16 protein-coding genes are annotated in these 14196 nt (G+C 47.7%); 3 read left to right on the top strand and 13 right to left on the bottom strand.

The window, feature by feature from the left end; genetic code table 11:
* Positions 1 to 354: 354 nt before the first annotated feature.
* The 8 genes from K8R57_08015 to K8R57_07980 form a co-directional block, all read right to left on the bottom strand.
* Positions 355 to 1389, bottom strand: coding sequence for a hypothetical protein (locus K8R57_08015; GenBank protein ID MCE9588243.1), 1035 nt, complete (start codon positions 1387 to 1389; stop codon positions 355 to 357).
* Positions 1390 to 1398: 9 nt separating this feature from the next.
* Positions 1399 to 2235 carry a class I SAM-dependent methyltransferase gene (locus K8R57_08010; protein ID MCE9588242.1) on the bottom strand — a complete coding sequence of 279 codons (837 nt, stop codon included), beginning with the start codon at positions 2233 to 2235 and terminating at the stop codon, positions 1399 to 1401.
* Between the two features lie 6 nt (positions 2236 to 2241).
* Positions 2242 to 3105, bottom strand: a complete 864-nt coding sequence (locus tag K8R57_08005; GenBank protein MCE9588241.1) for an FkbM family methyltransferase — start codon at positions 3103 to 3105, stop codon at positions 2242 to 2244.
* A 3-nt stretch (positions 3106 to 3108) separates the two neighbouring features.
* Complete coding sequence (locus K8R57_08000; GenBank protein MCE9588240.1) at positions 3109 to 4497, bottom strand: hypothetical protein; 1389 nt, start codon at positions 4495 to 4497, stop codon at positions 3109 to 3111.
* A 104-nt stretch (positions 4498 to 4601) separates the two neighbouring features.
* On the bottom strand, positions 4602 to 4973 hold the full coding sequence (locus K8R57_07995) for a hypothetical protein (GenBank protein MCE9588239.1): 372 nt from the start codon (positions 4971 to 4973) through the stop codon (positions 4602 to 4604).
* Between the two features lie 6 nt (positions 4974 to 4979).
* Positions 4980 to 5735 carry a hypothetical protein gene (locus K8R57_07990; protein MCE9588238.1) on the bottom strand — a complete coding sequence of 252 codons (756 nt, stop codon included), beginning with the start codon at positions 5733 to 5735 and terminating at the stop codon, positions 4980 to 4982.
* A 22-nt stretch (positions 5736 to 5757) separates the two neighbouring features.
* Positions 5758 to 6627: a glycosyltransferase gene (locus tag K8R57_07985; protein ID MCE9588237.1), complete on the bottom strand. Its 870-nt coding sequence runs from the start codon at positions 6625 to 6627 to the stop codon at positions 5758 to 5760.
* 12 nt (positions 6628 to 6639) lie between these two features.
* On the bottom strand, positions 6640 to 7440 hold the full coding sequence (locus K8R57_07980; GenBank protein ID MCE9588236.1) for a glycosyltransferase: 801 nt from the start codon (positions 7438 to 7440) through the stop codon (positions 6640 to 6642).
* 57 nt (positions 7441 to 7497) lie between these two features.
* Here K8R57_07980 and K8R57_07975 point away from each other — a divergent pair, with 57 nt between their 5' ends.
* Positions 7498 to 7788, top strand: a complete 291-nt coding sequence (locus K8R57_07975; GenBank protein MCE9588235.1) for a hypothetical protein — start codon at positions 7498 to 7500, stop codon at positions 7786 to 7788.
* Positions 7789 to 7797: 9 nt separating this feature from the next.
* On the opposite strand, the gene K8R57_07970 is transcribed toward K8R57_07975, so the two are convergent.
* The 5 genes from K8R57_07970 to K8R57_07950 form a co-directional block, all read right to left on the bottom strand.
* A complete protein-coding gene (locus K8R57_07970) occupies positions 7798 to 8907 on the bottom strand; it encodes an acyltransferase (GenBank protein ID MCE9588234.1) in 1110 nt (369 codons plus the stop codon).
* 113 nt (positions 8908 to 9020) lie between these two features.
* Positions 9021 to 9881 (bottom strand): hypothetical protein, encoded by an 861-nt coding sequence (locus K8R57_07965; GenBank protein MCE9588233.1) that lies wholly within the window; start codon positions 9879 to 9881, stop codon positions 9021 to 9023.
* A gap of 408 nt (positions 9882 to 10289) precedes the next feature.
* The gene (glf, locus tag K8R57_07960; protein MCE9588232.1) at positions 10290 to 11453 is read right to left on the bottom strand and encodes a UDP-galactopyranose mutase; all 1164 of its coding nucleotides are present in this window, start codon (positions 11451 to 11453) and stop codon (positions 10290 to 10292) included.
* 70 nt (positions 11454 to 11523) lie between these two features.
* On the bottom strand, positions 11524 to 11922 hold the full coding sequence (locus tag K8R57_07955; protein ID MCE9588231.1) for a four helix bundle protein: 399 nt from the start codon (positions 11920 to 11922) through the stop codon (positions 11524 to 11526).
* A gap of 159 nt (positions 11923 to 12081) precedes the next feature.
* Entirely contained in the window at positions 12082 to 12600 is a 519-nt protein-coding gene (locus tag K8R57_07950; GenBank protein ID MCE9588230.1) for a transcriptional regulator, read from the bottom strand.
* A gap of 103 nt (positions 12601 to 12703) precedes the next feature.
* Between K8R57_07950 and K8R57_07945 the strand changes: the two genes are divergently transcribed.
* Together K8R57_07945 and K8R57_07940 are read left to right on the top strand one after the other, a co-directional pair.
* Positions 12704 to 12946 (top strand): DUF421 domain-containing protein, encoded by a 243-nt coding sequence (locus K8R57_07945; GenBank protein ID MCE9588229.1) that lies wholly within the window; start codon positions 12704 to 12706, stop codon positions 12944 to 12946.
* Positions 12943 to 14058 (top strand): calcium:proton antiporter, encoded by a 1116-nt coding sequence (locus tag K8R57_07940; GenBank protein MCE9588228.1) that lies wholly within the window; start codon positions 12943 to 12945, stop codon positions 14056 to 14058. The genes K8R57_07945 and K8R57_07940 overlap by 4 nt, the downstream gene beginning before the upstream one ends.
* The last annotated feature ends 138 nt before the right edge of the window (positions 14059 to 14196 follow it).

The following is a 14196-nucleotide window of genomic DNA, read 5'->3' as shown; positions in this document are numbered from 1 at the left end:
TCCCCTCCATATCCATCTCCACTTCCCTCACCCTCCACGGAGTTTCAACTCCTATCGCTCTCGCGTATAATTCAGTGCTTTCCATCCTCTCCACTTACTCTTTTCCATCCCATTTCCCAAGCTAACTGATGAAGAACCATACTTCTTTGCCTCATCAACCCAGGGGGGGCGCCAGTAGAGGATCTTTTCCGGAGGTAGAACCATGCTGAATACCTCCAGTCCGCTGGGCGTACAGCAGACATACACATCATATTTTTCCTGAACCGATCGGATAAAAGGAAGCGCCATAACGGCATCCCCGATCATGCGAAATTCAAAGAGAGCGAGACGGGGACGCATAGTTTTTGGCCTTACTCATGAAGCGTGAAGCGAGAGCTTGTTCAACTTATTGATAACTAGTCCAGCCACCTCCTCCGGGCGAATATTCTCCATGCATGCATGTGTCTTTTGATTACATTCCTTTAGTTTGCAGGGGGAACAACTGACGTGTGATGTAGCAATTGAATTATCACCCAGTGCCTTCCATCGGGAAGGCTCATTGGCACTGCTGAAAATTGTAATTGCTGGGGTCCCTACCGTCGCCGCCATATGGGGGGCTGCACTATCCAGTCCAAGCAGCAGATCTGCATCTGCAATCTCCTGCAGGGATTCAGAAATAGAAGCGCTGATGCACGAGGATATTCCGGTTGGCAATATCGCATTGATAGCAGATATCCGATCTCTATCAGAAACGCCTCCCAACCATCTCAGTTCAATACTAGGATCCGTACTTGCTAGTATATTGACCAGATCTCTCCAGAAATTATCAGGCCAGAGTTTTGAGGAAAAACCGGATCCAGGATGTAAGAGTACGAGTGCATGAGACGATCGTGGTCTCTTCCTTAAAACCTGAACCCAAGGTGCCGGGGGTACTATTATCCCTGGATATATCGCTCGAATCCGATCAAGGATTCTATCGCTCTCATGCTGCGAGTTATCGGCTAGCGAGAGAGTCAACATGGCATCTCCCACTCCAATCGCTCCTATTCTATGCCGGGCACCCGATAAAAGCGCGATCAGTTTTCCCCTCCAGTCATCGGGAACCGTTCGCAGATCAACAGCATAATCAAAGTCGTATTTGCGTAATTTCCATGTTAGTTTTAAAAGAGACAAGGCAGTGATAATGCGAGATCTTTTTTTCTGTCTCCCGGTCTGGTAACCGGGAAACTGGACGACATGAAACTCCTCAATCCAGGGACAAACTTCACGCCACCCAAGATTCAACTCGCTTACAACCACATGCAATTTGGCCTGCAGGGCAACTGCGCTCAATGCAGGAAGAGCCAGAGCAAAATCACCGATGTGATCCAGCTTGATAGCTAAGATTCGGCTTGTAGGAGATCCGATCAATTCAAGTGGCTATTTCTCAAGAACAACAATGCCAGCAATCAGTTTGGAAGAACATTGCCGGGCTACTTTTTCCCCAACCTCACGGATATAATACATAGACCGCCACAACATCAAGGCCCGTGATAAGCGAGACTGTATCGGAGCGGTATGGAGTAGCGTAAAATCGCTTCGGTGTTCACGAGGACAATCCTGCTCCCAGAAATATTGTCTTCGCGGTTCGATAAGAAATCTTTTATTAACGCAGCGTAGTTTTGTATCGGAAAGGATACGATTCTCTAATGATTGAAAATCATAGATCCTCTGAAAGAAAACAGGACCACCATCGGCGGTCCTTTCGTAGACATGATTCATTTTATATTCATCTCTAGCATTAGCAGTCATCGGAACTGTCACTACAAGCCTTCCTCCAGGTTTCAAAATGCGTTCGAATTCTCGTATGGATTCGATGTCGCCGAATTCAGGAATGTGTTCAATTGTTGAAACGCAGCTAATTCGATCAAAAGAATTCTTGGGAAAAGGAGTTTTTCTGGCATCGGCATTTATGTAAGATGGATGCGTTTTGGTAAGTCTTTTTGAAATTATTTGATCAAATCTATTCTTTAAAACAACCATAGTATCAGAATAATCAAGAACAGTAAGTCTAATATCCCTTTTTAATGCTAATAGTAGAGGAAAAAATGAGGCATCCCCGGATCCCACGTCCAAAACCTCCATTCCGTCTTCCAAATTCATTGCGCCTTCGGCGAGGGGCCACTCACGGAATCGACAATAGTCGACTCCTGTAATCCCCCTAAACAATCCATCTGTAGCAGACTTAAGCCACACTAATAATATAGGAGACTTCATTTTAGTTTATTTTCTCTGAAAATACGCATTCCATGGTGAATTACTTTTATATGGAAGAGAAACTTCATTTTTGAATTCACTATCTGCATAGACCACAAAGCCGTTCGATTGCAGCAACGTGAATAATTCATCTTGAGTATTTCCAGCCGCCTCAAGCCTTTTCTGATAGATTTCAGCAATGATTAGTTTTAGTTTCTCATTGCGAAGCAGTTCGGACATTCCTTTCAATGCTTTGACTTCGTTTCCTTCAATATCCATCTTTATGACAATTTGGTCGATTGGTAGTCTCGAGATTTCCTCTTGGGTTATCACATCATCCAGCTTTTTTAGAGGAACAATACATTTTTCCCACTCCTCATTGTTGAGTTCATCTCCAAGATTGAGGGTTGCCCATCCAGCATTCATGGGATGAATGTTTAGCTCAATTTGACTATCTTGCTCTCCCAACGCCATCTGAAAGACTTTAAATGACGAGTACTTGTTAATTTCTATCCCCCTCGCGATCTGTTCAACTAAAATGGGATTTGGTTCAAAGGCGTAGACAATGGTAGTTGGACATGAATTTAAGGCTACATAACTCATGTATCCAGCATTCGCCCCGATATCTAAAAACAAACTTTTCCCATTTTTTACGGTTCTTGCAATAAGGGATTGGATCTCTGATTCATATTTAAGTGCATTTACAAACAGCGTGTGTTGCAATCGGTCATTGAGGTTTAGCACCATTTTTGTTCCGGGCAACACTTCAGTCACTCCGGAACCGAGAAACTGGCCCATGCGATTCGGAAGCCTATAGAATATATTAGGAAGCTTGTAATTGCAGAGCGCCCTTATTCTTTCAGCTGATTTATACAATATTGTTTGCATCATAGGTTAATTGGTATTTTTTGTGATAAGCGCTTTGTATGCGCGCCATGGAATCCACCAATTTGCAATAAGGGCAAACCCCACTCCCTGTGCAATGAGTAAACCCCATATATGGTGATTGGCAATCAAGAAAAACCCGATCGCCAAGATGATTATGCCGGTTACTATTGTCAGTCCGGCTAAAGGATTTTTATTTTCAGAATATATTAATATACCAAAAGATTGATGGTTTGATTCCAATAAACCAATTATCGCCATCCAAATCATCATTGAGCAGCTCAAGAGGTCGATTTTAGACCTTAACAAGTGAATTAATCGTGGTCCAATAATAATCAAACCGATCGCGCAAACAGCCCAGGTAATCCATTGGAGGATCAATCGCTTCTTGAATAAATGCCAAATATCACGATCGCGTCCCTGAGATCTCCACTGGTAAATCAATGGCGCTTTCGTGCTGGTCCAGGTGGAACTTAGTTGTGCTACAACACTGAAGGCTTGCTTTGTGAGGCCGTAGGATCCCAAGGAGGATAAACCAACTCCCAACATCGAGGCCTCGATCAGCGAGCCCTGATTGATCATGTAACTTCCAAATGTGGTTAGTCCGGTGCGCCAAGCTATAGGCCAGAGCGTCATGATGATTTCCTTGCTCATGCGCGCGTCTCTATATGCAATCATGAACTGCTCACCTGCCGACCTGAGAAAGTATTCGCGAGATCTATAACGATTCCAAGCCATCATGACAATTTGAGAGCTGACTAAAGCCCAGATTCCCGCACCGCAAAAGAGTCCCGCTATCAGAATACTATAATTAATGATTAATCCGAGGAGCATTGTCACCTGCGCTTCTTTTACGCGATTAATTCCTATCAGGCAAATATTCCAGTAATAGGTTATCACCCCGAGTGACATAAAGATAATAAATACTACACTTGCAACCCGAAGTGATATCGGGTGCGGAAGGTCAGTTGTCTTATGCCATATGGAGGATGATGCGACTCCTAGTGCAAGCACCAATGTAACAATTGAGAGCGCCGCGTAATAACCGGATATAGTTTTTATCAGTTCTGCTAAGAGCTTGTAGTTGGGTTCACTATTTTCATCCTCAGATACCGCGTAATGGCCAAGCGCCTTTAGTACCTTCGCCCCCCCCCATGCAAAACTGACAGCTCTCTCCGCAGCTGGTCCAAATCCTATATCAATGAGCGCTGAGATGCCTGTGTAGGCTAGAAGCAGTTGCCAAAGGCCGTATTCCGCTGATGAAACATGGCGAGCAACAATCGGAAGACAAGCCAGTAAACCTCCAATTCTCACCAAGGCCACAATCATCGTCCACGCAACAGCGGAGCGATGTGTGTGCTTGATTAGGCTCCAGATATTATTTGTGTTAAAAAACACTTGAATTTTTTATTAGATGATAATGAATATTAAATTCATTACTGACGATGGAAGCTGGATGGTTTCAGAAACTATCCCCATCAATCCAGTAAAGGAATTTATCGCTACTGGATCTTAAGCATCCGAAAACTGTGGAGCAGAATCTTCCAGCGATCACCTGGTATTTTGCCAAATCGTTTTAAAAAGAAAACAAATCCATGTAGATACTGGCAATGGATAACCGAGCTTTTCCAGCCGAGCGCTCCAAGTTCGCCAATAGAATCGAGGACCATCCGATAGTTCTGACCAGTACGACTCCAATCAGAACTCACACTCCCATCGTGTTGAAGCACGGACGTCAGGACATCAGGCCAGCAGACGCTCATCCATGTTCCCGCCAGTCCGTAAACCATCGTGACAAGCTGCATCGAGAGGCCGTAGCGCGCCGTGTCGGCAAGGCCTGTGATCTGAGCGCAAATAAGCGTTGTGACTGGCATCGAAAGCTAGGCAGCAAAGGTGCAGAGTCCACTCCGCCAGGTCATGGGCCAGAGATCCCTCCAAGAAACTTCCTGTATGGAGGGTGTCTTGCTAAGAAAATCCCTTTTGAGGATCCGACTCGCCATCCAGCGAGGATAGATTGCCAGGGCGATTTGTCCCAGTGCCAGAGCATAAAGTCCGGCTCCGGCAAGTAGGCCCCCAAGGCAAAGAGCATAATTGAGCACAAGACCGATGGCGAAAACCTGCTGGCCCTGACGAACCCTATCGACACCAAACAGCAGATTCATCCAGAAATAGCCGTACATGCTGGCTGTCATTCCAGCGGCATAGAGAAAGTACGCCGGCGCTACCTGAAGATTCCAAAACTTGGCCCCGAATTGAATGTGGAGCCAGATCCCTCCGCCAAGTGTCATCAGTACTCCGACGGCAGTGCCGAGTCGCGGATAGAGGTTTCTTCCTAATTGGGCCAACCCTGCGATACCAGCAAGATTGGGCTCCGACTCTTCCGAGGTGGAATGGTCAATTTCCATGGAGCGAGGTGATGCAGCCCCCGCCAGGAAAAAACTGGCGAATCTGGATATGTTTGGGGCAAACCCGAGTTCCACGATTCCACTGAACTGAGCAATCCCAAGGAAGACATACCACATGCCGAGTTCCTCCGTAGGCACCTTCCGAAGCAGTACAGGCAGAACGATAAAGAAACCGCCGGTCCTTAGAAGCGTGACTAGCCCCGTCCAGAAAACAGGTGAATTAAATAACATAATAAAACGAACATTGCTCCTCTTAAATCCCAGAGATTTTAAGACAAAAAAGGGTTTTTTTAAGCAATCCCCATCGATCCCCTGAAATCAATGGGTATTGCCTGAAAAAGAAAACAATTAATCTGATGTATTGACAGAGCACCACCCGTAGTGGCCATCCTAAAGACCCCAATCGCGCCACAGTCTCGAATAATCCACGGATACCAGCATGACTACGGGTAATTTCGGCGCTAGCACTTGCGGGGTGCAACAATACTGAGGCAAGAACATCCGGCCAGTAGATGGCCAATGCATCAGTATTCGCATGCAACAATCGAATCCAGAAATCCAAATCCTCGCATGTACTGCATTCGCGGAATTGAAGCGTCGCTTCCTTGACGTTCTTGTTTTTTACAAAATAACTACTGATTTCTCCAAAGATGTTTCCTTTGGTGTAGAGCAATTCTGCTAACTTACCGGCCTGAAATATTTTTAATTGGTTATAAACGGGAACGATATGAGCGGGAATATGTTCTCCACTACACAAATGTGCATGCGTCCACAGAACAATTTTTTCATTTTTGGTGACCTCTTTTCGAATCGTTTCAAGTGCATGTAGGCGGTAGGTATCATCAGCGGCCAGCAATCCCCACCATTCACCTTTAGCAAGATCAATGCATATATTGAAATTCCCCCAAAGCTTAAGGTTATTCTGGTTCCGATGAAGGGAAATCTTCGGATGACTGGCATACTCTTCTTGAAGAAGCTCCCAGGTTCCGTCGGAGGAGCAGTCGTCCACAATGATCAACTCCCAGTCGTCGCATGTCTGCTGTAGCACGGATTCGATACTTAAACTGATCGTATCCACCATGTTGTAGACAGGAATACAGATGGAAAAAAACGGTTTATTCATGAGGATGGCTGCTTATTTTTCAATGATCGTAGCGATCACGGCGGAGTATTTAGCCATTACTTTGTCGAACGAAAATTGCTGAAGGTTCTTAAGCCCCTCCTCGCCGAGCCGGTTTCTGAGTTCTTTCGATCGGCATAGAAGTATAAGTTTATCGGCGAATCCGTGTACATCACCAGCGGGCACCAGGAATCCATCAACCCCGTCACTAATGGAGAGCCTGACTCCGTCGACAGCATTGGCAACAATTGGTTTCTGGCAGGCATGGGCCTCCATGGGAATATTGGCATGTCCTTCGTAGAGGGTTGTCATGGCTACTACGTCTGCGGCATTGATGAATTCTATGCCTTTTGGTTGAGCGCCCAAAAAGGCACAGGTGGCGGTGATCTCCAACTCTTTCGCCAATTGGTGCATACGTTCCTCCTCCTCACCGTCACCTACGATCCAAAGACGGGCCTCAGGAACCTCCTTCTGAACAATCACCCAGCTTTGAAGAAGCCACTCAAGATGTTTTTGAGTAGCGATTCTACCCACGGAGACAATGTGGATGAGGTCGTTACTCCATCCCCACTTCAGCCTTGTTGCAACGGCTTCTTCCTTGGTTGGCAAGCGAGAGGTGTCGTAGGGATTGCTAATATGAAGCAGTTTGTCGAGTTGGCCTGGAAAACGTATCTGATACTGATAGAGATTTTCGGGGGAAATGCAGATTACCTTGCCGCAGAGATGCACGGGTATTGATTCGACGATATGGTTCCGAACGACCCTGAAAAGATCCCAGTCCGTATAAAACGCCGGCCAATGCGCAATGTAGAGCATTCTACTGATGCCCGCTAACCTCCCGACCAAAGCACCGAAGGGTGCACCCCACTGCCCGTGAAGGATCAGCAGGTCCGGATCCAGCTTGAAAAGATACCACCACAGTGGAATCCAACCCCAGAGGCATTTCCACAGGCGTTCGATAGGAAGCCTAATGAACCGGACCTTCTCCGTTTTACAAAATTCAGCGATCCTCCCCTCCCCTCCCGCAAGGCCAACAATATCGTATTCTTGGTGATAAAACTTGATATGCTTGATCACCGTCGTGGGACCGCCGCCCGATGCATCCTCATGAATGAGGTGGCAAATCCTTTTGAATTGCCGCTTTTTTTTGTAATTTTTGAATAACATATTTTCTTAGCTCAGGAGCGGCTTTTGACTTTTTTCACTGCGCGGGGGATAAGTTCTGTGTCTCCATCGATCGATCGGTCCCTCCACAAGATATGAAATTCCTATCGCGACAGGTATCGTGATCGCAAGCAAGATCCACGGAGAACAACCTTGATAAGCTTTTGCTCCGGTTCCCAAAAGCAACCATCGTAGGGCAATATGGCTCATATAGATAGGGTAGGAGAGATCCCCGATCCAGCGATCCCAAGACAGTGATTTGCTCCAGTCGAAGACAGAAGGCAAAATGGAGGCGGAGAACAACAGAAAAAGAGTCTCGGTGGGATTGAATGAAAATAACTCGAAAATTGTGAAACAAAGAACCCAAAGAGTAAGGATAAATGGCCCCCATACCTTTGGAACAACACTAAGAATCGCATGGCGATATCTGCAGGCCAGCATCCCAAGAATGAAAAGACACAGCTGGGGCGGCAGCGCTACCTGATCGTATTTTGAGAGCAATCCGCCAGACAGCGAGAAACGGAGTGATATTTTCAGAGCATAGGATGCCAAGGCTATTACTAGGAGATTCTTGGTGCTAAGCTTGTTTAGAAAAGGAACGATCAGATAGAACATCAACTCGACCCCCACGGACCATGCCTGGGGAACAAAGAGAAAACGTTCCATCATGATCGATGTTTCGCCCATCGGTGAAAATCCAAGCCACGCAAGCCCCGAAGTGGGAGTGTACACCTGTAGAAGAGGCCACTGGAGTCCCACGATCGAGATCTGAGGAAGAGTTCCCAGGGCGAGAGCTCCCCATGCGTGATCATGGAATGCTGTAACAAAGAAGTTAAGCCTGTCGATCGGGTGATGCTTCCAAAGGCTAGCTGCGAAATAGATGGCAAGAGATGCCAGAAGAATCATGTAGTAGGTCGGCGCGATGCGAAACCATCGATTCAACCAGAAAGCTCTCCTATCGGAGTGATATTTAGTCTCAAGCACCAGCGCCATGTAAAATCCCGAAATAATGAAAAAGGTCTCTACGCAAGCTCCCGCATTAAGAATGGGAATGCTAATGGAATGATGCGCATGGGCAATGACCACCGAGCAAGCCAGAAGAAAACGGATGATACCCATGAGGAGTTGGTTTTTTTTCTTAGTTCGCAGGTAAGTATGGCTTAGTTTTTATAAACTCTAAGACCGCTCCGACGGGCATTCGGGATTTTAGCCATCTTAATAAAACAAAAGGTTTAGGATTTTAACTTCCAAGGAGCACCAAACATAAAATCATCCCCATCATTATGAAAAGGTTCATAGCCGGCGCCAGGATAGAAGGTAGCCTCCCCAAAATAAACTTTCGGGGGAAGTTGATAAAGATCCACTCTTATAAAATCAAATAGTCCGCCGATCTTCTCCGCCACTTCGATCATCCGTTGAAAGCACTCGGGTCTTGCAGGTACATCGCAAGGAGAAGGCCAAGTTAGTTTAACATCAATGTAATTCCAGTCGCGATCAAAAAAACATCGTTCGTGATAAGTGAATCTCCCTAAATCGACTTGAATAAAGTGAACGCGACCGTGGTATACGAAAAACTTAAAATCTTCGGGCGGCTTTAGGTCTTTGGTAAGCAGCATTGGCTCTATCATCAACATTGGCTTGATCTCGTAATAGCCCCATTCTCGACTAAAGTGTCCATGCTTCTTATTTCGATTAGCCACCAAGGTTTGCTCGACATCTGACCGATTCATCGTTGACGGATTCATCACAAAGAGCGCGTCTCCCGCCGAATGATTCCACTTGATGACAAAGGGTGGCGGCAATGTCTCCCATGGAATTGTCGAGGCATCGAATCCAGTCCATAAAGTGGGATTGATGACATCAGGCCCTGTTAAATCCAATACCTGCGTCTTGGCAGTGATTTTGTCTGCAAAAAGAGTGAACCTCTCATCCCTCTGATATAACTTTCTCCAATTGATTTTTTCGTTGAGAGAAACCGGTGATTTCAGGTTTGGAAGTCTCCTAATATTTCTTAAATAGTGTGTACGTATTGCCCATATATCAGGCATTAAGTCGACGCATTTTCTATAGATTTCTTTGAGAAGTCGCAACATGGAAGTATAGTTTCAAATGAATAATTGAGCATCTCTGCAATCCATATGAGATTTTCAACAATTGTTTTTTCAGGCCCGAATCGGTTTGGTTTCAGCAACTGGGATTGGTTGGATAACTTAATGCAAGATATTGAATCGCCCCCAGCATGGCGCTCTCACCGGCACGACGCATCAAGATCTGCATAATTACCTATAATGTCTTTTTCTGTCATTATTTGATGAAATACAAATTGGTAGATTGTTTTAACCTCTTAAACTCCGTCAAAGCCATCCCTTCAACCTGGTCCATGATCTTGGTAAAAAGTGGAAAAGTTAAAGGTGAAAAAGTCGTTTAGGCGTAGCGTCTGATTCAGTGCTCGAAAAGAAAGGGAACAGGAATAAGGAAAACTCGAAAATAACTTTCGTACATTACACTTTCCTACCTTCATACCTCTTCCTGAGCTTCTCAAACTCAGTCAAAGCCATCCCTACAACCTGGTCCATGTTGTAGTAGCGGTAGGTAGCGAGGCGTCCGATGAAACTGATGCTGGATAGCTCCGCGGCCTTCTCTGCGTATTTCCTGTATAGCGCGGCGGTCTCGGGCGTAGGAATCGGATAGTAGGCTTCCTTGCCAGGCTCATAGTCGGCAGGGTATTCGCGTACAATGGTCGTGTTTGCGCACTCCTGACCCGTGGCATGCTTGATCTCGACGATGCGTGTGAATTCCTCGTCATTGGGATAGTTCACCTGCATGGCGGGTTGCCAGAAACTAGGCTTTCCAGAAATTGCCTCGTTATTCTTGAGTGCATCCGGACCGAAGGATTCATTCTCGAAGCGGAGGGATCGGTAGGGTAGCGGGCCGAAGCAAAAGTCGAAGTATTCGTCGATCGGGCCTGTATAGATTAGGTGGTCGTGAGGGATTTTCTCCATGACATCGCGGTAATCGGTATCCAAGATGACCTCCACTCCGGGCGAGGCCTCCAGCATGCGTTCAAACATCCGGTGGTAGCCCTCCTTGGGCAGGGCTTGAAATTCCTCTCGGAGATACCGATCATCCCGGTTTGTCCGAATCGGGATTCGGCCACAAACTGAAGCATCAAGCTCCTTCGGATCTTTCTTCCACTGCTTGAGGGTGTAGTTCTTGAAGAACTTTTCATAAAGTTCCCAGCCGACCTGAGAGACGATGACCTCTTCCGAGTTGGCAGGGTTCTCGATGGGTACACGCTTGGAGGCCAGCCAAGTCTCGAACTCCTCGCTGGTGCTCTCCCGCCCGAGGAACTGCTCGAAGGTATTGAGATTAATCGGGAAGTTCCAATAGCGCCCATCGGAGTAACTGAGGATCTTATAGTCAACGGGATGCCACTCCGTGAACTGCGAGAGATATTCGACAATGCGCGTTGCATTAGTACGGAAGTAGTGTGGGCCGTATTTATGAACGAGTACTCCCGCCGCATCATACTCATCCTGGGCATTGCCGCCGATATGCCCCCGCTTCTCGACGATTGTACATTTAGCTCCCAATTGGCTAGAGAGCCGCTCGGCAAGGGTGAGGCCGGCGAAGCCGGCGCCGATGATTAAAAAATGTTTTTTCATACCGAGTCGAACGACGAGGGTCGAAAGTCGAGGGCTAGAAAACAAAGATACATGCCGCGATGGAAGGCTTTTAAGCGCCTTGCTTCAATCGTCGGGGCTGCCTGCCGAGAGATTTAGAAAGCGCTGTAATCTGTGCCCCAAGGCTATGTGCATCGTTCGCAATATCGTCCAGTTGAGCCTTTGTGATATAATTTTCGTCCAGTGCCAAATAAAGCTGAGAGATAGCTTCCATGAGTGATCCATAGGCAATTTCAAGGAAATGCGAAAAGTCGGTGTCGGAATTTCTTCCTGCGCCCTCAGCTATGTTGGAAGAAATGGAGACCGAGGCGCGCCTGATCTGACTCACGAGACCAAATCGTTCTGACTCTGGAAACTGGCGACTGCACAGATAGATTTTTTTGTTCAAGCGACGGGCTTGTTGCCAAACATCCAGCTTCTCAAATCGAAAGTTTTTAAGATTGCTGCTCATTTTATTATTCAAGCCCTCGACTCTCGGCCCTCGTCTTTCGACTCAGCCGAAAGCACGCTGCCGCCCTTCACCGTTGGGTTTCCCCTCAGGCTATTTCGGATTTGAATTGTTGTGATGCCAACCATGTGGCGGCGTTTTCCCTAACCTACTTAACCCACTTCACCCACCAAGAAACTTTCTGACTAGGGGAAGGAAGGTCTTGGCCCTGCGGTGCCACTTGGAAGCTCGTTCCATGCGGATTCCTAACTCCTCACGGGAATCCTCGGGCATTGAGGAAAGCTTTTTCTTAAGGGCCTCGATCCTCTCGGCGGAGTGACCGATTTTCGGCAGTAGCTGCTGCTCAAGAAACATCGCCACAAAGGGGCGTAGCTCAAGCTTGGCCTCGTACCGGGTAACGCGTTCCCCCTCCTCTTTTCTAGGCGTGATGGCCTGCATTTCCACAAGCCGCCGCAATCCCTGACTGGCCGTTCCGACACTGATGTCGAGTCGATCCACGATCTCTTCCATGGAAAGTGGCTTAGGAGAGGCGAAGAGGAGTCCGTAGATGGATCCCAGCGATGAGGGATTGCCAAAAAGATCAGCCAAATCAGCAAAGATAGAGGCCATCTCCTGCTGGATAGGCAGAAGGGAGGTCGGAGGATCCGACTTCATGCGCTCAACGATCGCCGAAGCATTCATGCATAAAAGAAAGCAGAAAATGCAGATACTTCAATTCAAAATGAAATGAACCGAATGCAATTCATCTCTTCCTCTGAAGAAGCTCATCCATTAAGCCGAGAGGATGTGGCATCTCTCGCTCCCTTGGTGGGAATTCGTTCTTCGCGGCCTGATCGTATCCCCCCAAGTTCTGCTCCATAACGGAAGGATTTATGAGAAAGCACTCCATGATGCCCAACTCACTCGGGAAGAGTTGATGTCGGCCTTGCGCTCTGAGGGCTTCTCCTACTGTGAAGATGTGCGGGCGGCGATTCTGGAAAACGATGGTTCCATCAGTGTGATTTCGTACCATAATCTAGCCTCATGAGCCCTCTCTCCCCCTTCCCGGTTGTTCGTTTCGTGCGCAGGGAGTGGGTTCTCTTCACGAGCTACGGGACCATGCTCGCCTTCCTGACTCTTGGGAAAGCATGGCTTGGAACCAATCCCGGCCTTGGTTTCGGCTGGGTTCTCTTTCTCTGGCTCTTCGCCGCGATGCTCTCTTCCTCATTCGCCGTTGTGCGCCATGCGGATCATCTGGCGGAGAAACTCAAGGAGCCCCTCGGCACGCTGATCCTCACACTTGCGGTCACCAGCATCGAGGTGATGATGATCTCGGCCCTGATGCTCAATGGTGATAACCCGGCACTGGCCCGAGATACTATGTTCTCTGTTGTGATGGTGGTACTCGGCGGCCTGCTTGGGTTGGCGCTTCTGATCGGCGGTCTGAAATTCGGGGAGCAGAACTTCAACCTGAAGGGTGTGAATTCCTTTCTGGGTCTGATTCTTCCTCTCTCGCTGCTCTGCCTTGTTCTTCCCAACTTTACCAAGACCGGTGGCCTCGGGATGTTCTCCCCCCTTCATGCCATCTGCCTGATGCTGCTGTCCCTGACGATTTACGGCGTCTTTCTGGCCGTGCAAACCAGCAGGCACCGGGAGTTCTTTAACGAAGCGGGATGGAATCCCTCGGATTCCGATTCCGAGGAACCCAAGGGCTCGATTGGCAGGGCATCGCTCTTATTAATCCTGCATTTGATCCCGATCGTCCTGCTCTCCAAACAGATGGCCCATCTGCTGGATTATCGGGTTCATCAAGGGGGCCTTCCCCTGGATATTGTCGGTCTGATTGTTGCGATTCTGATTTTGGCACCCGAGGGCCTGGCCGCTATTCAGTCAGCATCGCGGAACCAGATGCAGCGCTCCGTGAATGTGTTGCTCGGATCCGTCCTGGCAACGATCAGCCTCACCATCCCGGCGGCACTGGCCATCAGCCTTATCTACGGCAAACCGCTGCTCCTCGGACTCTCACCCACTTACACGACACTACTAGCCGTGACCTTGGGAAGTTGTATCGTCACCTTTGGCCAAGGACAGACGAATATCCTGCAGGGATTCGTCCATCTCCTCCTCTTTGTCGCCTACATTGTTCTGATGTTTGACTAGGGCGGAGTCGACCGACGAGGGTCGAGAGTCAAGGGTCGAGGGGCAGTAAAAGTGTGAAGGTGTAAGGTAGTAAAGTCTTAGTCAAAAGCTGAAAGCTAAATTTGAGAGTATTTGAGAAGGATGATTCATAGCGGAGAG

This window comes from Verrucomicrobiota bacterium, assembly GCA_021413925.1.
In the GTDB taxonomy this organism is placed as follows: Bacteria; Verrucomicrobiota; Verrucomicrobiia; order Chthoniobacterales; family UBA6821; genus UBA6821.
Note: the sequence above shows the minus strand (reverse complement) of the source record. Positions and strands in the feature narration are given on the sequence as shown.